Annotated in this window: 29 protein-coding genes and 3 riboswitches; of the genes, 8 read left to right on the top strand and 21 right to left on the bottom strand. The window is 33.8% G+C overall.

The annotated features are described in order from the left end of the window. The first annotated feature begins 199 nt into the window (after nucleotides 1–199). The gene (locus ACQKM9_RS16435) at nucleotides 200–550 is read left to right on the top strand and encodes a hypothetical protein (RefSeq protein WP_427735438.1); all 351 of its coding nucleotides are present in this window, start codon (nucleotides 200–202) and stop codon (nucleotides 548–550) included. Nucleotides 551–1,044: 494 nt separating this feature from the next. On the opposite strand, the gene ribH is transcribed toward ACQKM9_RS16435, so the two are convergent. The 6 genes from ribH to ACQKM9_RS16405 form a co-directional block, all read right to left on the bottom strand. Then, nucleotides 1,045–1,509 (bottom strand): 6,7-dimethyl-8-ribityllumazine synthase, encoded by a 465-nt coding sequence (ribH, locus tag ACQKM9_RS16430; RefSeq protein ID WP_427735437.1) that lies wholly within the window; start codon nucleotides 1,507–1,509, stop codon nucleotides 1,045–1,047. Between the two features lie 13 nt (nucleotides 1,510–1,522). Next, complete coding sequence (locus tag ACQKM9_RS16425; protein ID WP_427735436.1) at nucleotides 1,523–2,713, bottom strand: bifunctional 3,4-dihydroxy-2-butanone-4-phosphate synthase/GTP cyclohydrolase II; 1,191 nt, start codon at nucleotides 2,711–2,713, stop codon at nucleotides 1,523–1,525. Between the two features lie 18 nt (nucleotides 2,714–2,731). Then, nucleotides 2,732–3,370, bottom strand: a complete 639-nt coding sequence (gene ribE / locus ACQKM9_RS16420) for a riboflavin synthase (RefSeq protein ID WP_427735435.1) — start codon at nucleotides 3,368–3,370, stop codon at nucleotides 2,732–2,734. A 3-nt stretch (nucleotides 3,371–3,373) separates the two neighbouring features. After that, nucleotides 3,374–4,459, bottom strand: coding sequence for a bifunctional diaminohydroxyphosphoribosylaminopyrimidine deaminase/5-amino-6-(5-phosphoribosylamino)uracil reductase RibD (gene ribD / locus ACQKM9_RS16415; protein ID WP_427735434.1), 1,086 nt, complete (start codon nucleotides 4,457–4,459; stop codon nucleotides 3,374–3,376). Nucleotides 4,460–4,593: 134 nt separating this feature from the next. Beyond that, nucleotides 4,594–4,727: riboswitch (FMN riboswitch) on the bottom strand. Between the two features lie 126 nt (nucleotides 4,728–4,853). Beyond that, nucleotides 4,854–4,987, bottom strand: a riboswitch (FMN riboswitch). Between the two features lie 147 nt (nucleotides 4,988–5,134). Next, nucleotides 5,135–5,268: riboswitch (FMN riboswitch) on the bottom strand. A gap of 181 nt (nucleotides 5,269–5,449) precedes the next feature. Further along, nucleotides 5,450–5,773: a hypothetical protein gene (locus tag ACQKM9_RS16410; protein ID WP_427735433.1), complete on the bottom strand. Its 324-nt coding sequence runs from the start codon at nucleotides 5,771–5,773 to the stop codon at nucleotides 5,450–5,452. A gap of 372 nt (nucleotides 5,774–6,145) precedes the next feature. Further along, entirely contained in the window at nucleotides 6,146–6,343 is a 198-nt protein-coding gene (locus ACQKM9_RS16405) for a hypothetical protein (RefSeq protein ID WP_427735432.1), read from the bottom strand. A 271-nt stretch (nucleotides 6,344–6,614) separates the two neighbouring features. Between ACQKM9_RS16405 and ACQKM9_RS16400 the strand changes: the two genes are divergently transcribed. The 5 genes from ACQKM9_RS16400 (at nucleotide 6,615) to spoIIP (ending at nucleotide 8,969) form a co-directional block, all read left to right on the top strand. Next, entirely contained in the window at nucleotides 6,615–6,791 is a 177-nt protein-coding gene (locus tag ACQKM9_RS16400; RefSeq protein ID WP_427735488.1) for a class I SAM-dependent methyltransferase, read from the top strand. 56 nt (nucleotides 6,792–6,847) lie between these two features. Next, entirely contained in the window at nucleotides 6,848–7,165 is a 318-nt protein-coding gene (locus ACQKM9_RS16395) for a hypothetical protein (RefSeq protein ID WP_427735430.1), read from the top strand. A gap of 33 nt (nucleotides 7,166–7,198) precedes the next feature. Further along, the gene (locus ACQKM9_RS16390) at nucleotides 7,199–7,321 is read left to right on the top strand and encodes a hypothetical protein (protein WP_427735429.1); all 123 of its coding nucleotides are present in this window, start codon (nucleotides 7,199–7,201) and stop codon (nucleotides 7,319–7,321) included. A gap of 216 nt (nucleotides 7,322–7,537) precedes the next feature. Next, nucleotides 7,538–8,080, top strand: coding sequence for an RNA polymerase sigma factor (locus ACQKM9_RS16385; RefSeq protein WP_427735428.1), 543 nt, complete (start codon nucleotides 7,538–7,540; stop codon nucleotides 8,078–8,080). Further along, on the top strand, nucleotides 8,067–8,969 hold the full coding sequence (spoIIP, locus tag ACQKM9_RS16380; RefSeq protein ID WP_427735427.1) for a stage II sporulation protein P: 903 nt from the start codon (nucleotides 8,067–8,069) through the stop codon (nucleotides 8,967–8,969). The genes ACQKM9_RS16385 and spoIIP overlap by 14 nt, the downstream gene beginning before the upstream one ends. 71 nt (nucleotides 8,970–9,040) lie before the next feature. On the opposite strand, the gene ACQKM9_RS16375 is transcribed toward spoIIP, so the two are convergent. From ACQKM9_RS16375 to ACQKM9_RS16340, 8 genes are all read right to left on the bottom strand, one after another. Next, nucleotides 9,041–9,412, bottom strand: a complete 372-nt coding sequence (locus ACQKM9_RS16375; RefSeq protein ID WP_427735487.1) for a LysR substrate-binding domain-containing protein — start codon at nucleotides 9,410–9,412, stop codon at nucleotides 9,041–9,043. A gap of 24 nt (nucleotides 9,413–9,436) precedes the next feature. Further along, the gene (locus ACQKM9_RS16370; RefSeq protein ID WP_427735426.1) at nucleotides 9,437–9,592 is read right to left on the bottom strand and encodes a hypothetical protein; all 156 of its coding nucleotides are present in this window, start codon (nucleotides 9,590–9,592) and stop codon (nucleotides 9,437–9,439) included. Between the two features lie 12 nt (nucleotides 9,593–9,604). Beyond that, complete coding sequence (locus ACQKM9_RS16365) at nucleotides 9,605–9,892, bottom strand: LysR family transcriptional regulator (RefSeq protein WP_427735424.1); 288 nt, start codon at nucleotides 9,890–9,892, stop codon at nucleotides 9,605–9,607. Nucleotides 9,893–10,117: 225 nt separating this feature from the next. Then, complete coding sequence (locus ACQKM9_RS16360) at nucleotides 10,118–11,224, bottom strand: ABC transporter permease (protein WP_427735423.1); 1,107 nt, start codon at nucleotides 11,222–11,224, stop codon at nucleotides 10,118–10,120. Next, nucleotides 11,221–12,477, bottom strand: a complete 1,257-nt coding sequence (locus tag ACQKM9_RS16355; protein ID WP_427735422.1) for an ABC transporter permease — start codon at nucleotides 12,475–12,477, stop codon at nucleotides 11,221–11,223. Before ACQKM9_RS16355 ends, ACQKM9_RS16360 begins: the two co-directional genes overlap by 4 nt. Nucleotides 12,478–12,488: 11 nt before the next feature. Next, entirely contained in the window at nucleotides 12,489–13,421 is a 933-nt protein-coding gene (locus ACQKM9_RS16350; RefSeq protein WP_427735421.1) for an ATP-binding cassette domain-containing protein, read from the bottom strand. A gap of 132 nt (nucleotides 13,422–13,553) precedes the next feature. Next, the gene (locus ACQKM9_RS16345; protein ID WP_427735420.1) at nucleotides 13,554–14,186 is read right to left on the bottom strand and encodes a response regulator transcription factor; all 633 of its coding nucleotides are present in this window, start codon (nucleotides 14,184–14,186) and stop codon (nucleotides 13,554–13,556) included. Between the two features lie 3 nt (nucleotides 14,187–14,189). Continuing rightward, on the bottom strand, nucleotides 14,190–15,281 hold the full coding sequence (locus ACQKM9_RS16340; protein WP_427735419.1) for a sensor histidine kinase: 1,092 nt from the start codon (nucleotides 15,279–15,281) through the stop codon (nucleotides 14,190–14,192). A 196-nt stretch (nucleotides 15,282–15,477) separates the two neighbouring features. Between ACQKM9_RS16340 and ACQKM9_RS16335 the strand changes: the two genes are divergently transcribed. After that, nucleotides 15,478–16,329: a lipid II flippase Amj family protein gene (locus ACQKM9_RS16335; RefSeq protein ID WP_427735486.1), complete on the top strand. Its 852-nt coding sequence runs from the start codon at nucleotides 15,478–15,480 to the stop codon at nucleotides 16,327–16,329. 204 nt (nucleotides 16,330–16,533) lie between these two features. Here ACQKM9_RS16335 and ACQKM9_RS16330 read toward each other — a convergent pair whose 3' ends face one another. From ACQKM9_RS16330 to ACQKM9_RS16315, 4 genes are all read right to left on the bottom strand, one after another. Then, entirely contained in the window at nucleotides 16,534–16,977 is a 444-nt protein-coding gene (locus ACQKM9_RS16330; protein ID WP_427735418.1) for an AraC family transcriptional regulator, read from the bottom strand. A gap of 277 nt (nucleotides 16,978–17,254) precedes the next feature. Next, complete coding sequence (locus ACQKM9_RS16325) at nucleotides 17,255–18,079, bottom strand: alpha/beta fold hydrolase (protein ID WP_427735417.1); 825 nt, start codon at nucleotides 18,077–18,079, stop codon at nucleotides 17,255–17,257. A 64-nt stretch (nucleotides 18,080–18,143) separates the two neighbouring features. After that, a complete protein-coding gene (locus ACQKM9_RS16320; protein WP_427735416.1) occupies nucleotides 18,144–18,566 on the bottom strand; it encodes a VOC family protein in 423 nt (140 codons plus the stop codon). A 141-nt stretch (nucleotides 18,567–18,707) separates the two neighbouring features. Further along, complete coding sequence (locus ACQKM9_RS16315; protein ID WP_427735415.1) at nucleotides 18,708–19,337, bottom strand: nitroreductase family protein; 630 nt, start codon at nucleotides 19,335–19,337, stop codon at nucleotides 18,708–18,710. Between the two features lie 131 nt (nucleotides 19,338–19,468). Between ACQKM9_RS16315 and ACQKM9_RS16310 the strand changes: the two genes are divergently transcribed. Next, nucleotides 19,469–19,813 (top strand): winged helix-turn-helix transcriptional regulator, encoded by a 345-nt coding sequence (locus tag ACQKM9_RS16310; protein WP_245639435.1) that lies wholly within the window; start codon nucleotides 19,469–19,471, stop codon nucleotides 19,811–19,813. Nucleotides 19,814–20,029: 216 nt separating this feature from the next. On the opposite strand, the gene ACQKM9_RS16305 is transcribed toward ACQKM9_RS16310, so the two are convergent. The 3 genes from ACQKM9_RS16305 to ACQKM9_RS16295 all read right to left on the bottom strand — a co-directional run bounded on the left by ACQKM9_RS16305 (nucleotide 20,030) and on the right by ACQKM9_RS16295 (nucleotide 21,871). Further along, nucleotides 20,030–21,196 carry an MFS transporter gene (locus ACQKM9_RS16305; protein ID WP_427735414.1) on the bottom strand — a complete coding sequence of 389 codons (1,167 nt, stop codon included), beginning with the start codon at nucleotides 21,194–21,196 and terminating at the stop codon, nucleotides 20,030–20,032. Between the two features lie 322 nt (nucleotides 21,197–21,518). Further along, on the bottom strand, nucleotides 21,519–21,704 hold the full coding sequence (locus ACQKM9_RS16300) for a hypothetical protein (RefSeq protein WP_427735413.1): 186 nt from the start codon (nucleotides 21,702–21,704) through the stop codon (nucleotides 21,519–21,521). Nucleotides 21,705–21,736: 32 nt separating this feature from the next. Continuing rightward, complete coding sequence (locus tag ACQKM9_RS16295; protein WP_427735412.1) at nucleotides 21,737–21,871, bottom strand: hypothetical protein; 135 nt, start codon at nucleotides 21,869–21,871, stop codon at nucleotides 21,737–21,739. Nucleotides 21,872–21,909: the final 38 nt, after the last annotated feature.

Raw genomic sequence — 21,909 nt, 5'->3', positions numbered from 1 at the left:
AGGATTAATATTGAGTTACTTTTCTCTTAGTTTACAGCATTCCTTATACTTATTTACATCCATTTGTTAAAATGAGTAGTAATCTTTAGAAATCACAAAAAGATTCAGTAATTAGAATTGCTTTAGGTAAAGCAACTGAGTAATAGGGAAAAGTTGATATTTGGTAGCTTTTAAATTATTTTAGGTGGTTTAAATTAAAATGAAAAATGAAAAAAACGATAAAAAGCATCACTATTTTAAATTAAATGCAGATGATATTTTAGAAATAGTTTGTCACCACTTAGCAGATCAAGAAGAGTTAGGTACTTACAGTTCTAAATTAACGTTTATTGATGAAGGAAATGATGAATTACGCATTGTTGCTGCATTTGGTGAGTTAGAAGATGAAAGCATTGATGAAATAGACTTATTCAAATCAGATAAAAAAATCGATTATAATGGAGATCATGCGAATATTCCAGAAGGGTCTATCTTAGATCCAACTAATCCAGAAACAAGAGAGAAAGTAAAAAAGATACTAGAGAAAATTGAAAATGAACTTAAATTTTAATTTAATCTTCGAATTACAATTAAGAATAATTCCTTCTATTTAGTACATTGATTTTCCAATGAGAATTCGTGTGATAATAAAGAACTTATCTATTTGAGATGAATTATTCCAAAGGAACAGCACCTCCAATTGTTAGACTTAGTCTACAATTGGAGGTGCTGTTCTCTTGTAACTGTAAACGAATGCTTTCTATACAATTATATTTTGATATAATTATATGTAAGATAAATTTAGAAATGGAGGTGATATTTTGGGTACAATAATTATGTATAGTCCTATCTTACTTTTAATATTGAGCTATTATTTTAAAATTTCATTTATAGAACACCTTCATGAAGGAAATAAACGAGAAGCTAGACAAGCAAAAATAGTAACGATTACCTGCTTCACACTAGGTATCATACCCTTAATTCTCATGTTAATGGATGCAAGCGGCTTGTATAATGGCTGATATATAAAAGGCACTTCTACAATATCGTAGAAGTGCCTTTTTTTTAAAATAGACGCTTTAAATTAGCCATCTCAATCGCGGCAACTGCTGAATCATAGCCTTTATTGCCTGATTTCGTACCTGAGCGTTCGATTGCTTGTTCAATATTTTCTGTTGTGACTATACCGAAAATGACGGGAACATTTGTATTTAACGAAACATTGGCAATTCCTTTTGCCGCTTCATTGCACACATAGTCATAATGCGTAGTGGAACCACGAATGACCGTCCCCAAACCTATTACAGCGTCATAGTCACCTTTCTCTACCATCTGTTTTGCTATAAAGGGTACTTCAAATGCACCAGGAACCCATGCAACATCAATATTATCTTCTGAAACGCCATGTCGTACTAAGCCGTCCATTGCGCCACCTAGTAATTTACTTGTGATAAACTCATTGAACCGACCTACTACAATACCAATTTTTAAATCTGTTCCAATTAATTGTGCTTCAAATACTTTTCCCATTTTAAGATCCCCTTTACGAAATAAGATGATTCATCTTTTCTTTTTTAGTTTCTAAATAAAACAAATTGCTCGCTACAGCTTCAATTTCAATTGGCAATCTTTCAACAACTTCAATACCGTATGCTTCTAGGTTTTGAACTTTATCCGGGTTGTTCGTTAACAAGCGGATTTTCGATATGCCTAAATTTTTTAGCATTTGAGCTGCTAATGCATAATCACGTGCATCTGCAGGAAAGCCCAACTTTACATTGGCTTCAACTGTATCAAAGCCCTGCTCTTGTAACTCATAAGTACGTAGTTTATTAATCAAACCGATACCTCTACCCTCTTGCTGCATATACAACACAACACCTGCCCCTTCAGCCTCGATGACTTTTAAGGCCTGTTCTAATTGAGGGCCGCAATCACATCTTTCCGAATGAAAAATATCACCAGTTAGACATGATGAGTGAACACGAACAATCGGAGCTTCTACAATGCTTACGTCCCCTTTTACTAGTGCCACATGTTCGAACTTATCAATGTCGTTTTCATAGCCAATCAAATTGAAATGGCCATAGCTAGTCGGAAGTTGCACATTAGCTGCTCTAGTGACAATCTCTTCTTGGATGTAACGATATTGAATTAAGCTTTCAATCGTAATGATTTTTAATTGATGTTTTTTGGCAAAGTCTATTAGCTCTTGTCCAGTTGACATTTTCCCGCTATCACCCATTATTTCACAGATAATGCCTGCTGGAATAGCGCCGCATGCTTTTGCCAAATCAACTGCCGCTTCTGTATGACCAGGTCTTTCTAATACGCCATTTCTTTTAGCAACTAACGGAAAAACATGACCCGGTCTTTTAAAATCAGCGGCTAATGCATTGGGATTCAATAAATGTTGAATCGTTTGCGAACGCTCAAATGCACTAATACCGGTTTTTGCATTAGAATGATCAATACTTACTGTAAATGCCGTTTGATGGTGATCCGTATTATTGGATACCATAGGATGTAAATTCAATTCTGTTGCGATTTCTTCTGTAATCGGTGTACAAATTAGACCTCTTGCATGTGTTGCCATAAAGTTAATATTTTCTGGCGTTGCATATTCTGCAAGTGCTACTAAATCCCCTTCATTTTCACGATTTTCATCATCAACGACAATTATCATTTTGCCTTCTTTTAAATCCTCTAACGCTTCTTTAATTGAGTGAAACATTGCTATACACCGCCCGTTTTAATATCCGTTTCTTTGTAAAAAATCCATTGTAATTGCTGAAGTACTATCGTTATTCTGTAATTGATGAATAATATATTTGCCTAGCATATCCGTTTCGATATTCACTTGTTGTCCGGTTTCCTTTAGTGCGAAAATCGTTTCTTGATACGTATGTGGAATAAGAGATACAGTCAGTTTTTCAGGCTGTTTGTCAAAAATCGTTAAGCTTGTTCCATCAATGGCTACGGAACCCCTTGATATACAAAAATGACTCAGTTCTCTAGAGATAGCGATGTCAATGTAAACTGCATTTGCTTGCTTTGTTTTTCTGACAATTGTCCCTGTCCCATCAACATGACCTGAAACGAAGTGACCGCCAAATCGCCCATTTGCAGCCATTGCTCTTTCTAAATTTACCAACTGCCCTACTTTTAAGGAGTGAATTGTTGTCGCTTTGACCGTTTCTGGCATGACATCTACACTGAATTCATGAGGAGTAAAATGCGAAACGGTAAGGCATACCCCGTTTACTGCTATACTATCGCCAATTTTCATATCCGACATGATGTCATGAGCTGCAATAATAAGCTTCATACTCTCTGCATCTTTTTTCAGCTCTGTTATTTTACCTTTTGCCTCAATAATCCCTGTGAACATACGCTATACCCCCACTCTCGAAATCACTTTAATCACATTACCAATTCGATCCACTTGCTGCAGTTTTAGTGGGATAGCCTCGGCCATGCTTTTTACGCCTAAATCTTCCAACATTCCAATTCCATCATGATCACCTACTATTTTTGGTGCTATGTAAGTAATCATTTCATTAACTAGACCTGAATTGACAAGGCTCGTAGTTAAACGCTGCCCCCCTTCCACATAAAGCGTGACGATATTTCGCCGTGCCAGCTCTTGAAGGACGTCCTGGATTGCGATTTTTTTTGTTTTTAGTTGAATGATTTGTACATTGGCTTGTACAAAGCTTGTGATTTGATTAGAAGTAACTTCACACCCAACAACTATCCATGTCTGCGTTTTTTGATCGGTGACAACCTTAGCATTTATAGGGGTTCTCAAATGCGTGTCCAAAATAATTCGAATTGGTTGCTTTTTACTTTCTGCTAATCGGTTTGTTAGTAATGGATCATCATTTAGCACCGTGCCAACTCCAACTAGGATTGCATCGGTTCGCGCTCTTTTGCGATGAACATCCTTCAGAACTTCTTTACCTGTGATATTTTCATTTCGACCATGAACTGTCGCAATCTTTCCATCTAATGTAATTGCTTGCTTTAACGTGACAAAAGGCAACCTCTGTTTCATAAAATACAAATAGGCTTTATTTAATTTCACAGCCTCGGCTTCACAAAGTCCTACTTCCACTTCAATGCCAGCATCCTTTAGCTTTGCTACACCAGTTCCAGCTACTAAGGGATTTGAATCGAGTGTTGCAATCACTACTTTTTTTATACCTGCATTCAAAATGGCCATCGTACACGGCGGTGTTTTACCAAAATGATTACAAGGTTCTAATGTGACATATATTGTGCTGCCAACAGCATTTTCTCCAGCCATGTTGAGTGCATGTACCTCCGCATGTGGAGAACCAGCTCTAAGATGCGCTCCAAAACCTACCACATCACCTTCTTTTACAATGACCGCTCCTACTACAGGATTGGGCGAAGTTTGACCTTCACCTATTGCTGCTAATTTCAATGCTAAATCCATAAAATACTCGTCATGCATAGAGAAAATCCTCCCTTTTTGAAAAATAAAAAACTCTCTAATTAAATTAGGGAGTTTGGGAGAATTTTAGATAAACGCATCGCTAAATAAACCTTATGAAAGACTATTTTTCAAAAGGAATTGCGTGTGATCTAGTTGTCCTTCTCCCATCCAGACTATACTGTCGGCTTTGGATTCGCACCAAATCCTGCTCTTATCAAGCTCACGGGCTTAGAAGCTTCACTTCATCACCGTCGATTGGGAATTTCACCCGACCCCGAAGGACATACATATTTAATTTTATCATTAAAAAAACTCCATAGATTTCTAAGGAGTTTGATAGGAGTTTTGTAAAATATCATAAGCAAATAAACCTATTAAAATACAAAATTTTTAATAAGACTTCGATATTCTTTACATCCTTCTCCCATCCAGACTATACTGTCGGCTTTGGATTCACACCAAATCCTGCTTTTATCAAGCTCACGGGCTTAGAAGCTTTTCTTCATCACCGTCGATTGGGAATTTCACCCGACCCCGAAGGATATTACATATGAAATTGACAACAATACAATATAGTTTTAGGGCATCCAAAAAACCCCATAGAACACTACGGAGTTTGATAGGAGACATAAATTATCAATGCTAAATAAACCTATTAAATCTATATAAATTTAATAAGACCTTGATATTCTTTACATCCTTCTCCCATCCAGACTATACTGTCGGCTTTGGATTCTCACCATATCCTGCCTAAAAAAGGCTCACGGGCTTAAAAGTTTTACTTTATCACCGTCGATTGGGAATTTCACCCGACCCCGAAGGATTATTATATTGTATGTAAATACCATAGCACTTTACTTATTTAAAAACTAGAGGTTTTTTTTATTTCCATAGAATTGATCGAAAGCAAACTCAAAAGAAATTAGTTATAAAAGCTTGATGTGCTGGGCTATATAGCCTTGTTACATGTCATGAAAAAAAGCATTTTTTTTATTCACCCATTCTAATTCACTGTATAGTTAGGGTAATAATACAAAAACCAAGGATGAAAACTATGGATATAAAAGTGATAAAACTCCATCTTCTCATTTCTAATTTCGGCCTCATAATGCTGTTTAAATTAATACATGCAGGAATATAAATAGCTGTAGCAATGATAGATATAATCAAAAAGACACCTAGTAAACCATCATCGTAAGCAGAGTCTACACTCAATCCGAAAGAATGCGAAGCGTACATTATAGTCATAAACCATAATACACCTATAAAAAACGATAAATAGCCGAGAAATAAGTTAACTATTACGGAAATAGACCGGTATCCTATTCTCATTATATCCTCCTTTTATTATTGAAATTATGCTTTAAAAACCTCATCACATTGTTTTCAGTCTTAGTGCACATACTATTGAAAATTTCCTTACCGCTATTTGAATTTCTTTGTATTCATAACATTAACTATTATATAGATTGTTCTAATATTTTATGTATAAGACACATATGATATCGAATATTTACAACGTTTCCCCTTAAATTACGCTCTCAATTTCCCTTTAGTATTCTGCGCATATTGCAAGAACATCCACTTTCATAACAGTAAAGTTATCTGCTCTCATACAAAAATTTAAACATGCAAAATAAAAAAGCACTACATAATAAAACAATTTAATATCGTTTCATATGTAGCACTCCTCTATCCAACTACTTATTCATTTATTCTTCTAGCATTATTTTTATTATTCGGTTTTTGTTTATCTTCATGATTATGTTGTTTATGTGCTTCATCATTTTGTCCAACCACATCAAAGTCATCTGGACTCAAATCAAACCCATAACCAAATTCTTCACGACCTAAGTTATTATTCTTTTTTGCTTTATTCTTTTCTTGATTGTTATTCGCCATTTATAATCACCTCCATCCACCTTAATTTGTTCATTTTCTATTGATTTATTCTTAGTATTTATTTAGTGAAATTGAATTGAACTTTTTAAAAGTATTAATTCGCAACGCGATAGAAACTGATCTTTATTCACAATTTATTTCCAATTCGTTATCAATAATCGATTTTTAATTATTTCTATATCGTTCCAGTTAGTGGTAAAGTTTTCTTTAAAAAAGGAGTGAGCAGAAAGAATAGTACTTGGAATGCAAATTTATATGATACGAAGCATCAATTTGTTTAAAATATGGTGAAGGATTAATTTCGTTTCTTAATCCACAAGCAAGAGAACAGATTTTAGATGTCGGTTGTGGTAAAGGTGATTTAACTGCACAAATTGCCAATTCAGGTGCAAAAGTCATTGGGATTGATCAATCTGCATCAATGAATGACAACAAGCAAAAAATTTGATCATATTTCCGTCCACGTCAAAAATGCACAACACCTTGGCTATTCAAAACAGTTTGATGCAGTTTTTTCAAACGCCGCATTGCTGGGTGAAACCTCAAGAAAAGGCCGTCGCAAGTATTTATGAAGCATTAAAAGACGGTGGTCGTTTTGTCGCTGAAATGGGTGGGCAAGGTAATTTCCCATCCAATGTGGAAGCAATTCAACAATCATTTAGTGAACTAAGTTATGAATACAAAGCAGAAAAGTTCCCGTGGTATTTTCCAAGCGTGGCCGAGTATGTTGCTTTACTTGATGAACATGGCTTTCACGTGCACTATGTAGAATTATCCAATCGTCTTACTGAATTATCTGGGGAAGTCGGTATTTTAAACTGACTGAATATATTTAGTGACAGTCTACTCGAGCATTTGAGCAAAATTGAAAAAGAAAATGTTATTAAACGAACTGAAGCACATTTAAAAATCACTTTGTATCAAGATCGAAAGTGGATTGCGGATTATTACCGTCTTCGTGTATTAGCTACAAAATAAAAAAGTCGCCCATTTGAAAATTGGGCGACTTTTTTTATTCCTCCTCTACTATCTGTAAAAAGAAGTGAAACTACAAATGAATATGGATGTTACACTACTAAAAGAAGCAACAATCATCCTAAATATACATTTCATTCAAAATAATAGAAAATAATTGTAACCTTTCTTATAGTTCAAACGATTAATATACGAATACATAATTGAGGAGGGAGAAATTTGATCGATAAAGAGAACTTGGAAGACAGTATTATTGATATATACAATCAACATTACTTAGATGTATATAGGTTTCTTATTTGTTTTTCAGGTAATCAAAATGATGCTGAGGATATGACGCAAGAGGTGTTTCTACGTGTCTTGAATAATTTACCTAGCCTTAACAGAATAAACAATTTAAAGACTTGGATATTTTCTATCGCAAAACATGTAGCTGTTGATCATTATCGAAAGAAAAGATTTGCCACTCTCTTTACAGAGGGATTCTTTTTGCAGCTTAAATCAAATGACACAGAACCTAATGAATCAGTCGAACAGTCCGAACTAAAAAAATCTGTTCACGTCGCTATCTCAAAACTAAAACCAAATTTTAGAACAGTCGTTATTCTAAGAGGTATAAACGAATTATCTATTAAAGAGACAGCTGAAATACTGCAATGTAGTGAGTCCAAAGTAAAAGTAGATTATCACCGGGCATTAAAAGAGCTCAAAAACAAATTAAATACTGATATAGAGGAGGTATTTATCAATGCAAAAGGATAAAGGTTTATTTGATTTAATAAAAAAAACGTATCCTCTTAACCCAAGAGCCGATTTTGTTTCAACTACTGAAGCTAAACTAAGACAAAATGCAAGAAAGCTAAATAGAAAAAAGGCTTATAAACGATTATCTATTGCCTCTAGTGGATTAATCATATGTGCTATAGCTATCTTTTCAATTTTATCCTTTAAAGGTACATCCGTAATAGATCACGCCCAATCTTCTATTGATAAAACGCAATCTGCATCTATAGTTAATAAACAAGAACCATCTATTTATATATATCATTCTCATAATTATGAATCCTTTTATTCAGAAATAGATGTTAAAGAACAAAATCGCTTTTATGATGAAATAAAAAATATTACATTAGTCGGTAAAAGGCTAAGTAAGAATTTAAATGCCACCAACATCAGGACTATTCAAGAATCCAGAGATATTACAAGTATTCTAAAAGATAGAGGACTAGCCCTTAATAAGACGTATACAGTTTCAAGAGAAGTTCTAGAAGATACGCTGAAAAAGAACAAAAATATTCAAATGGTATTTGATATACACAGGGATTCAGCTGATAGAGATGTTACAACAATTAATATAAAAGGAAAAGACTTTGCTAAAGTACAATTTGTCATTTCTAAATCAAATGTCAACTATAAAAAAAATTTAAAGTTCGCTAATCGTCTTCACAATAAAATAGAAAAAAAATACCCCGGTCTCTCAAGGGGTGTCGTTATTAAAAACAACCCAACGGAACAAAACACCTACAACCAAGACGTCTTGAGTAACATGGTACTATTACAAATTGGTGGAGTGGAAAATACACTACAAGAAGAGTATAGAACGACAGACATCTTTGCTGAAATTCTTAAAGAGCTAATCGATCATAAATAAGTGCCTATTTTCGATATACAAAACAGGGATAGTTAAAGTCAGATATACTCGCTTTATCAATCCCTCAATTTTTAAATCCCATAAATAGATTTGCATAATTCATAAAGATATTCTGGCTCCTCTGAGCTATATTTTGAGATAAAATACTTTTTAGACGTACAGTTATTGAGTATATTTGTCGCTAATAATGCTAGCCTGTTATCTTCTAACTCCTTTTTTACTACACTTTTCGGTAAAAATACTACACCTATTCCTTCTAGTATCTTTTGTTTGATAGCCTCAGTTTGATTCACCTTTATATTAGTAGTATGAGGAAAATGTTGTTGCAGCTGACGATTAACCTCATCCCAATAAGGAGCATATTCATGAGGCAATACTTTTTCCTGGCGTATTATTTCTACCATATCCATACTTTCTAAATGTTTTGGACCAACACAAACAATAAGCTCAACAATTAAACACTGACCTCAAAAAGTAGGATATACAGGCTCAATCTTTGACAAACCTACATGAGATTGTCCTGAGTGAATACTTTTTGCAATCTCATTGGATTTAACGATTTCTACACGCACACTTACATGTGACATTTGTTTAGAAAATTGTTTTAAAATAGATGGCAGCATAGAATCGGCAATTTAAGGTGCAACTGCTATCTTCAGCTCCCTCTCAAAGCCGTCTACATATTGCTGAAACCGATGGATCCCCGCCTCAAAAGTGTCAATAATTTCCTGGGCAATAGGAGACAACAGTTCGCCATTTTGATTTAAACGAATGGATTTATTTTGTCTAACAAACAACTGTATATGTAAGCTTTGAATATGCTTAGTCACAGCTGGCTGTGAAATAAATAGCTCTTCAGAAGCAAGACGTAAATTTTCATATTTTGCAGCTTTAATAAATGATTTCAACCATTGATTCTCCACGTTTTCCTCCTTTAAGTTAATTTATATTTTAAAATTAAATCAGCAGCTAAATGTTCATTCATAGTATTTAATCTCCCACCAGTACGTTCGCAGTTTTAGTAAACATTATTATTTAATTATAATACCAATTATTTCATAACAACTGATAAATTAATTCCGTAGATTATGAATATTGAATTATAAAAAGGGTGCTCACATATAAAATGTAAGCACCCTTCTCCAAGATTAAATTTGTTCTTTTTTCTCTAACACATTTATCCCAATACCCATGAAGATGATTGTCATGAACATTAATATACTAAATGGAAAAAGTAAATCAGTTATGGAACTACTATTAACTGTGACGCCATTTAATAAATCCATCCCATACTTTATCGGTGATATTTTTGATAATGCTAACATTATTTTCGATGTTACAATTTCAAGTGGCCAGTATGCTCCACCAAGCATGGCTAACGGAACTGCTAACACTGTCATAAAGGCATTAAATTTACCAGGTGTATTTGCAATTGCAGCTATGAATATGGAAAGTGATACGATACAAAGCACATATGGAATGACAACAATTAAGCTCTTCCAGTAGCCACCATAGAAATCGACGCCCACAGCGAAATAGAATATAGAAAGTACGAGGGTAATTTGCAAGTATCCAAGCAAGAAACTATAAGTTAAATTCGCTAGATAGGCTTTCCATTTTGGAATAGCTGACACCGTTATCCTTTCCCAAATCCTATCTCTACGTTCCATAACGATATGATTGACGCCACTTGCAATAGTATAAATAACCATGAATAATGTAAAACCAAATAAGCTATGCAGCTTCTGATCAAACTTTAACGCATTTTCATTTCCCAAGTTTTTATAGCCAATTTTAAAACTTGGATCATCTTGAATTTTCTCAATTTTACTTGTTATTTGCTCTTTTTGTTCATCTGGAGATGATTGAATAATCGCATGCTTTAATAATATTTGGCTATAAATCGTATTCAACTCATTGTGCAACATCGGAGCATTCATAAAATCTGGTGCTACAATTAATTTATAACCTTCATCTTTTAAAGAAATAGCCACATCAACTTTGCCATCTTTGACTTGCTTAATTGCTTTATCCTCTTGGTACATTGTGAAATCATATTGCGATAGTTTTTTTAACTCTTTCATCATTTCCGAATTCTGTTCGTTATTTAGTGTAGAAAATAAAGCAATAGGCTCCTTCGTTTCTTGACCAAGTCCCATAAAATAAGTAAATATACAAATGATGATAGTTGTTACAATATAAGCAGCTGGCTTTCTTCTAAATAATAAAAGTTTCGTTTTTAAAATATTCATCATGATATGCCACCTCTTCTAGGAAAGAGTACAATCGCTATAACTAGGAGAACTATACCTAACATACTTAAATTGAAGGCTTGCTCTTGAATATCAAGAAACGTGGCATTTTGCTGTAGTTTCAAATAAGCTTCAAGTGCTGCCCCATTTGGTGTCCATTTTCCAAGTGTAGTTAAAAATGATGATAACTCACTTACTGGTATGAAACTACCTCCTACTAAGGCAAGAATAGATACTATTGCATTTGAAAATATATTTGAAGCTCCTGCTGAATTATTTCTATAATTAATCGATGACAATAATGCTGCCAATGCCCCTATAATAATGGCCAGCAATAATGTAATAAGCACGTATAATCCTATTTGTTCAAATTGAATATCAAACATTAAATGAGAAACTGTAAACAAAATAGTCATTTGAATCAATGCCAATAAAATAGTTGAAACAATGATGCTACCTAAATAAGTTATTGGATGAATCCGTGCTAATACAATCCTGTCAAAAATATTCATATCTTTTTCTAAAAATGCCAAACCTGCTATAGTACTAGCCATATATAAGATGAACATGACACTCATACTAAACGTATAATATATTTTTGATGTGATACTCTTTTGGTTAGCTATTGTCTCAATATCCGACGCCACTACAATTTTAGGAATCGTTACTGCAGCATCTAAGTTACTAGAACTACTCAACTGTGTTAGTAAAGAATATTGTTGTTGGAAATAATCAAGCATGCTTTTAGTAATCGATGAAGTAATAGGCTGGTCTTCATCTAAAAAGACATTTAATGAAGGTTTACTTTCTGATAAAAAAACTGACGATAAATACTGTTCAGTGAAATTCTTAGGAACGTCGATAATTACGTCATAATCTCCACTTTTTCTTGCCTTTTTAAGTTCATTTGCATTTAGTTTTTTTACTGTTACAAATTTCTTCATTTCTTCATTTCCAGTTAATTGATCGAGCAACAACGTTACTGGAAGCATTTGTTTTATATTTCCCTTCAACTTTTCATCAATTGGCATGCTATCATTTGCCTTTTTTATAAAGGATTCGAGCTGCGCTTCTTCGTCATCATGTTGAATAACAGCTATATCCAAATCTAACATTTCACTATTCCCATCCATTATTGGTCCAAGAGCTACACTTAAAATTGTAATTAATACAACAGGCATTAACAGAAGAACCAACAACTCTAACGGATTTCTACTCAATATTTTTAATTGTTTTACGATAAGCGCAAAAAACATTAGCTCTCCTCCTAATTCCGTAATGCTCTACCTGTTAAGTGTAAAAATACATCTTCAAGACTCGGTTCCTCTATCTGAAAGCTATTTAACGCCACATGATGTTGATCACATAATGTTAAGATCATAGGTAGAAAGTTTGTATCTTTCGCTACTGTAAAAGTAATCTCCGCATCCTTAGCTAATATATTTGATAACATCGGATTCAAAGTTAAATCCTCAACAAGTAGTTTAGAAGGTTTCTCAAGTTTAAGACGCACGGTTTTCTCAGAAGACAGAATAGTTTTTATCTCCTCCTTTGTACCAGATGCAATAACCCTTCCCTTATCAATAATGTAAATACGATCACACAAAAATTCGACTTCTTCCATGTAATGACTTGTATAAATAATTGCTGTATTGGATCGTTCATTTAGTTTTTTCACTGTCTCTAAAATGTGATTTCGTGATTGAGGATCAATCCCTACAGTTGGTTCATCCATTATTAAATATTCAGGCTCATGTAATAGCGCCACACCAATATTTAAACGACGTTTCATACCACCTGAGTAATGTTTGACGAGTTTTTTATTTTCATCTTGTAGGCCAATTTCTTGTAATACAATTTCAATTCTCTCTTTCAATTTATCTTTTGGCATTTTATGAATACTGCCAAAGAAATGCAGATTTTCTCTAGCCGTTAAATCACTATATAAAGCTATTTCTTGTGGTACGACCCCCAGCACCTCACGCAAAGAACTTTGATCATTTATAACGCTTTTTTGGTGTAGTAATACATCACCCTTTGATGGTTTGATAAGCGTTGATATCATAGCAATAGCGGTCGATTTCCCCGCACCATTTGGACCAAGTAATCCTACAATCTCACCTGGTTCAATATATAAATTCACATGATCTACCACATTTACTTTTTTATAAGTTTTAGTTAAATCCACTACCTCTATCATAAATTACATCCCCTCTCTCCTTAATTACACTATAAATAAAATCATTCTGCTTGCCGACTAGCTAACGTCATCAATCGATATGACCTTAGTCACATAAAAAAGCGACGAAATCATCGCCGCTTCTTTCTTTACTCATACGAGATCATTTTTTACAGCATAAATAGCTAGCTGTGTACGATCTCTTAAATCAAGTTCCTGTAGAATATGTGTCATATAATTCTTAACCGTACCAATTGATAAAAACAATTCTTCTGATATTTCCTTATTAGTCTTGCCTTCACCTACAAGCCTCACTACATCAAGCTCTCGTTCAGTTAAAGTATGAACTGGTTGTGATGGCGATGATTTTTTTAATAATTTAGGCATTAACTTTGCTGCAACATCCTCATGTAAAACGAGCCCTCCTTCAAGGACACTATGAATAGCACTAATTAATTTATGAGGTTCAGCGGATTTCAACAAAAATCCATTAGCTCCGTCTTTTAATGTTTCGAACGCATATTCTTCATCGTCAAACGTCGTCAACACTAAAACTTTAATTTGTGGGAATCGATTGCGGATTCTTTTCGTTGCTTCTATCCCATTCATTTCTGGCATTCTGACATCCATCAATATGAGATCAATATGATGCTTTTCAAGTGCAGCCAGTGCTTCAACTCCATTACTTGCTTCAGCAACAATTTCGAGATCTGGCTCTTGCTCTACAATCATTTTCAGCCCATTGCGCACAATAGCCTGATCTTCAACAATCAAAATATGTATCATTCTCTATTCCCTCGCTTTTATCGGAAATGTACCTTCAATAATAAAATGATCTTCGGTTCTATTGACACGAAGTTCGCCTCCGATTTCTTCTACTCTCCCTATCATATTCGTTAGCCCGAACCCGAATTCAAAAGTTCTTAGTTTCAACACTTTATTTTTCACTATAAAATGAACCTGTTGTAATGAATTTTGTCTTAAGATTACTTCTACTTCTTTAGAATCACTATATTTCATCGCATTCGTCAAACTTTCTTGGAGTACGCGATAGAGAACAATACTTTGTTTATTGGAAATCGGTAAAGTTAACACACCTTTTTCAAACGTAAAGCGAATTTGTAAGTGACTCTCCATTTCAAGCTTTCGTATTAATTGAATAACAGATTGAATACCGCTTACTTCACTCGTTTTCAACTGTCGCACTGCATTTCTCGTTTCATCTAAACTATCTCTAGCCAATTCTTTTATGTCATTTATGCCTTTCAAATTATTCTCGATGGATAGAATCTCTAATTGCATTAACAAAGCTGTTAACTTATGTCCAACTGAATCATGGATATCTCTAGCCATTTTCGTACGTTCTTCTGCTCGAGCTAATTGTTCTTGCTCTACAAAAGAGCGCTTTAACGTTCGATATTCCCCTAGCAATCCTGTATAAAGATCCCCTTTTTCTTTAACGTCCCAAAAAAGTTGACTTACAAAATAAGAACTTATACAAATCGAGATAAATAACACAAAACTTAAAAAAGGAATGAAATTTAATAAAGATATTGCTGCACTAACGAAGACTAGCGAAATTATGTATAATGTGTGTTCCCGATGTTTTAATTGAAAAGCACCCTCCATTATAAAAAAAGCATGCATGGGCAATAGATAAACAACATCAATTGAAAGTGCCACTCCTATAGGGATTAATAACACCATAGTGAGATAATTAATGATAGGTATTTTACTAAGTGGGATTGTAAAATATAAACATAAAGTAGCTGTGGCTATAATGAATGCGTTTGTGACGGACCCACCATTCAACAAGATATGTAATATAAATAAGCCAATCGTAAAAAGCAACGCAATATAACGAACAATTAATACTTGCACTGCTACACCTCACTTTTATTATTAGTATTCACTCTATTAATTACTTCTATAGTTAAGACTTGAGTGTAGCAAAAAAGAACGAAACATTTTTCGGTACAAACTTATTAGTCTGTTACATGTAATAATAACAAAATATGGTAACAATAAAAATATCTTTTCTTTGCTTATGTCTAAAATCAGTTTTTATCGTTTGGTTATGCTAATATATCATCTAAGAGAAGGTGATTTTATTTCAGAACTATTTACTGAGAAACTAATATTCATTGCACTGTTTATCCTGATTATCCATTGTATCGAAACACTTGCATACGCTGTCCGATTATCCGGTGCAAGGGTTAAACTGCTTGCTTCTGCTTTATCCTTATTCAACTTGATGGTCATGGTATCAAGGCTTGCTAATATGATGCAGCAACCTTTTACTGGAAGCCTAATTGATAAAGCACCAAAAGAAAATACGCTAGAATTTGTCGAAAGTCAATTTAGGATCATTATTGCATCTTCCACAATAGGTACTATCATCGGGATTCTACTGCTCCCGACTTTTATCGCCATTTTTTCTAGAGCAATTATCCATTTAGCTGAAGAAAGAGGCTCGATTCCGTCGTTGATTAAAAAGGGCTTCACATTTGCATACATAAAACGCGGACTAAAGCATATTCACTTGCCAAAAATTTCTTATGTAAAGGATATACGATTAAAAGATATCCCAGTAAAATTATTTTTCATCAATATGGTCATCACAGCTATCTACACAATTGGCGTATTATCTGCTCTGTACGCGGGATTGCTCGCTCCAGAAAGAAAAGCAACAGCCATTATGGCCTCCGGTCTTATTAACGGGGTCGCTACTATCTTGCTTATCATCTTTATTGACCCAAGAATATCAATTCTTGCAGATGACGTCATTAACCAAAGAGGCAGTTATTCGAATCTTAAAGGTATGTCAATTATGATGATGACTTCCCGATTGTTCGGGACATTGCTAGCACAAGTCTTTTTCATTCCAGGAGCTCATTATGTAGCTTGGTTTACGAAATTTATTGTGTAAACTTTTAATCACTTATTTTAATCTACGCATTTCTATCGTACTTGAAAATTACCCTTAGGGGGGGCGATTATTAATTGTTCGCCACTCGAAATAAAAAGCGAATTCGATATATATTTCGAATTTGCTTTTTATTTTTAAACATAGTCAATAAATTTGCAGGGTCATACTGGAGTATAAATCAAGTAAAGAAAGCTAATCAAACTATTACGGTTTTACCGGTACACATATTTCGCAATATTGATTGTTAACCATATCCTCAGAGTATCTTTCCAAAATGGGCTTGTTATCAATTTGATATCCATTGCTTTGTAAATCAGTAAAAATAGTGGTATATGCTTTTTGAATGTCTTCTGCTGTATGTTTGACTTCGTAAATAAGGTATTTTCCACCAGCAAGCTCCCCTTCGCAAATTGAATCATCGATTTGATAATCCTCTGAAATCACCATACAAGCATCAAATCTACAGTTTTCAGGAAGTGTAGTCTCAGGGTTATCTTGTTGAATTGCCAGTATAATTGCCGAAAGATTTTTCTCTCTTGCCCATTTTTTCAACTTCTCCATAACATCAATATTTGCAGAACCATACGAACCAACACGTCGTACATAAGCCAAGCGATAGTTAGGGAGTGTTTCAACTTTAAACTTCATATATTCTTTCTTCCTTTCTTCTTTTGGATTTATTTGGTACATTCCGAATGTAACATGCTTAAAAAATATATACACTTCATTTTTTAAAAAGTAACAATCTTTTTTATGTACAGATTATTAAAACAAAAAAACAGCCATTACCATATGTGCTTGTACAATACCAACTCAAAAAATTAGACCATCTATCCTCTTATTTGAAGATAAATAGTCTACATTTTTTTACTAATTTTATTTATTTCACCATTAAGTTTTTGACTTTTAAAAATCCACTTACATGTTAAGCCAAAAAAGTATTAATATACTCTATCGCTTTTTTATCCTGTACATGAGCAAAATGATCACCCTTTAACATCTGAACTTTTACTTGATTGGATTTTATTTCTTCTACTTCTTTCTTTACTTTTCGTTGTGCAGCTGCTGGACTATTTTCTCGATTTCCGTAAAGAAGCAAACAAGGCATTTGAATTGTTTTTAGGATTTTAGGTGGATTGCTCCTATAAGCCGCTAACAACAAACTAATCCCCGATAAATTACTTGATCGTTGGTTTTCAATGGCTTCTCTAATAAAAGGACTATCTTCAAAATTAAACTTTTCAATAACTTTCTTAATTTCTTCCTCTGTTTTAGGCTTTGGTACTTGCTCATCATTCGATTCTTTCCCTAATAAACCTTGTCCAAATAACTTATGGCAAATACTTATAATGGGTAAAAAGTATCCAGTTTTACCGAACATTTTAACAGGGAAACGATTAACCCTTGCATATCCGATATCTAAAAGAATCAGTCGATCTACTTTCTTGGGATAATAGAATGCATATGCTAAACCAATAATGCCACCTAATGAGTGGCCGATGATAGCAACTTTATCCAAATTATTCTTTTCAACATAGCCATGAAGCCAGTCAGCCATATCCCTTTCTGTCACTACGCCTTCAATCCCAGTACTCTTCCCGATACCAGGAAGATCTATCATATGTGTAGTAAACTCCTTTTGTAATGCATCCGCTATAGGCATCCCCATCCCTCCAAACCATCCAGTACCAGGGAGAAAAATAGCAACCTTTTTACCTTTTCCACTTACAGTTGAATAATATTGTAGCATAATGTCCCCTACCTATATATATGTCAGATTTTCATTAACTACGCTTGATAAAAAAGCGCATTACCTATTTACTAATCAAATTTTTGATTTCTTTAAATTTTAGACTCAATTCACTCCACACATCAAATTTATTCCCATCTAAATCAGCAAAAACAAAGTTTCTTCCAGCATGTCCTCTATTTTCAATATTTCCAACTTGCATTTCTCTTCCCTTAAAGAAGTTATGTAATTCCTCCAAAGCACTGAACCCATCTACCTCAAATGTCATCGAAAAACGTTCATTGCCGTTACTATCGATGAAATTCGAACTTTGATTTCCTTCTGCTTTCACCAAGAAAAAGCTTTGATCTGCTAGATTAAGAATCACCTTCTCTTCGTCTTGATAGCTAAGTACAGCACCCAAATTATTGACATACCACTTTGCCGAAATTTCTACATTTGTTACTGGAATATAAGTAGTTCCAACCCGCATTAATTTATTATTCATTATCTAAACTCCCTTCAATTTGTACTTTATATAATTCTATTAATAAAGCTATTTCCCTCTTTCACCCAATTTTTATAAAATTCCACAAAAAAACAGCAGAAACAAATTCGTTTCTGCTGAATCTTTAACTTGCTATGTTATTTAGATAAAACGAGCAATATCTTCTAATGGTAAACGTGATGAGCCAAATGCTGGTGCTGCTGCTTTACCGATAGCAATTAATACGATTGGGAATTCATTCTCAGGTAATCCAAATCGCTCTGCAAATTTCACTTTATCAAACCCGCCCATTGTTACTGTATCGAAACCTTTTTCTTTTGCAATCAGCATCAATTGCATAGAAATCAAGCCTGCATCAAAAGTTGCGATACTTTGTCTTACTTCTAATGGTGCTGCTGGGTACATACGCATTGTATTGTTGATTGTGATGTTCTTCTGTTCTTCACCCATAAGTCCTTCTTCTACATTTTGTGTGTAGATTTTTTCTACGTTTTTATACATTTCAGCATCACCTAAAACGGCAATAACTGCTGAAGATGTTTCAATTTGTTCTTGATTGTTACCAATTGCGCGAAGTTCTTTTTTCGTTTCTTCATCTTGAATAACAAGGAATCTCCATGCTTGTAGGTTACTTGAAGAAGGTGCACTTGTCGCTTCTTTAATGATTTCTTCAAGTTGAGCTTGAGTCATTTTAAAAGTAGGATCGTATTTACGAACTGATTTTCTGTCTTCCATAATTGTATATAAACTTTTTCCTGTTGTAGTTGTCATTATATTTCCCCCTAAAACTTACTTAAGGTAAGTTGATGAATAAATCTTACCATTAGTAAGTTTATACGTCAATAAAAAAGTTTTATATGTTACAATAGAGGAAAATACATTCACATGCGGGAGGTTGTTTTATGACTCAACCGAATTGTACACATAAATGTAGTAGCTACCATCAAGCAATTGAATTTATCGGGAAACGCTGGATGGGGATGATTATTTATTCTCTGTTATCAGGTCCTAAACGGTATCACGAAATTCACACTTTAATTCCTGGAATTTCTGACCGCTTATTAACAGAACGCTTAAATGAATTAGTAGATGCTGGCTTAATCAATAAAAAGCTAATTGATTCTTCCATTAAAAAAGTAGAATATGAGTTAACACCAAATGGTTTGGCATTTAATGATGTCATTTTATCTATTCAGAAATGGATTGATCTATGTGATTTTGAAAAACAAACGAATGAATCAAAATAGTTATAGCGTATCTTACTATCTAAAAGTACGAAAAAAGCCATTCATCTAAGTTAGGACTAGATGAACGGCTTTTGTTTATTACAACTATAAATTTCTATATTGTTGGTTAGTATACACCAAACCCCTTACCCATCTATCGAACTCCGTTAGTTATCCTTGAGTTGCCACCAGTTAGTACCTTTACTTTATTATTGATTTGATTTGTTTTAGTTCTATTTAAAAATTTTTAATCTTTTTCTCATTTAAATAATCTTTATAGACTAAAAAAGCAACAACAATAAAACTTAGACTAACAATCCGGAAGATCATTTCTAAACTAATCCATTCTGCTAAAATACCTAATACAAATGCGCTAACTCCTACACCAACGTCAAAACTAGAAAAGAAAGTTGCGTTTGCTGCGCCACTTTTTTCTTCACTTACTTTTTGAACCGTCCATGTTTGTAAACATGGCATAACAGTTCCATAACCTGCGCCAAATAAAATCGCCGCTATAATCAGGCCAATATCATTTGATGCATAAGATAGCATAACAAGTGATAAAAACCCGAACATAGCTGACACAATGATAATAGACCACGGTCCTTTTTTGTCATACCATTTCCCAGTAAATGGACGTATTAAAGTTGCTACAGTTGCGTTGATAAGGAAGAATAGAAAAATATAATCTATCCCCTTCTGCTTTCCAAAAAGAACTAAGAATGTAATAACCGCTCCAAAACCAATTGTTGTAATAATTGTCAGTAACGCTGGAAACCACACTTCTCTTTCAAAAATCATATCCAAAAATCGAAATGGTTGCTTCTCACGCTTTATAGTCGTAGGAGGTGCTTTTACAAATTGAAGCGCAATTACTGCCAATAAACTAAGTACTACGGAGGAAAAAATTAAAATTTCAAAGGAAAAAGACTCATAGGTAAGGATACCGATACTCGGTGCAATGATAGCCCCTACTGTTGTAGAGATAGAAAAATACCCCATTCCTTCTCCTAACCTTGTCTTAGGAATTAAATCGACTACCATTGTACTATTGGCTGTGGTTGATACCCCCCACGCTGCACCATGGAAAATTCGTAACAATAGAAAAAGCCATACAAAATTAAGAAATGGATACAGCATTGTAATTATCATTAAAGCTGCACTTGCACCAATGGCTAAACTTTTCCGTTGGTTATCAATTAAATAGTACCCTACAAAAGGTCTGATCAGAACAGCACCTATCGTAAATAATGTTGTCACTAAACCTACTTGAATGGTAGATGCATTTATACTTAACAAATAAACTGGTAAAATAGGGAGCAACATTTCAAACCCTATAAAAACTAAAAAGTTGCTAATAAATAATAAAATAAATGGTTTATTAATGATTCTGTGATTTTTCATATAACTATTCCTCGCTTCTAAATTATTTTCTAAGTTAGAAGCGTTAGGATCACTGAAACGTTTTTCAATTGTCTAAGGTTTTTAGTCAATTGATTCACCCTCTCTATAACTCCTTAGTTATTTATCAAGTAAAAAGGGCATCTTATTTTGATTGCCTTGTTATTCAATAATAATAGGACCAATATAATTTTTTGATTATATCAAAATTCAACATTATATACAAAATACTTTGCTAACAACTCTATCGTCAATTTACATATATTTAGAAACAAGAATAATTAAGCTGTTTAATTTCGGAAGGCAAATCGTTAATAGTAGCCCACTATTCAAAATTATCGATTCGGAAATGGAACCAATGAATACCTACTACACTAGAAGATGAACAAATCCCTTCAAACTGTACACGATTGTTTTCATATAATATTGGTCCTATGACATATATTTCGTTACCTATTTGATTAGACAATCGTAGAACCTCAAACACCGATTTTTCTGGTTCATCAATCATGAGTGGGGTCTCACAATTCAACTCAAATAATGTTACACCTTTCCAATATGGTTGTAGAGATACACTTCAATTTCCCCAATTTCTTGTTTTACTCGATTGATTACCTTTTGAGCTTTTTCTTTTGACTTTGCATTAATATGCATACGCCATTTAATAGTCTTAAACATTTTTGTCTCCTTAATTAAATTTACTGTCCATTTCTACA

This window comes from Viridibacillus sp. NPDC093762 (genome assembly GCF_050279675.1).
Classification (GTDB): Bacteria; Bacillota; Bacilli; order Bacillales_A; family Planococcaceae; genus Viridibacillus.
The sequence above is the reverse complement of the archived record's forward strand: the minus strand, read 5'-3'. Positions and strand labels throughout refer to the sequence as shown.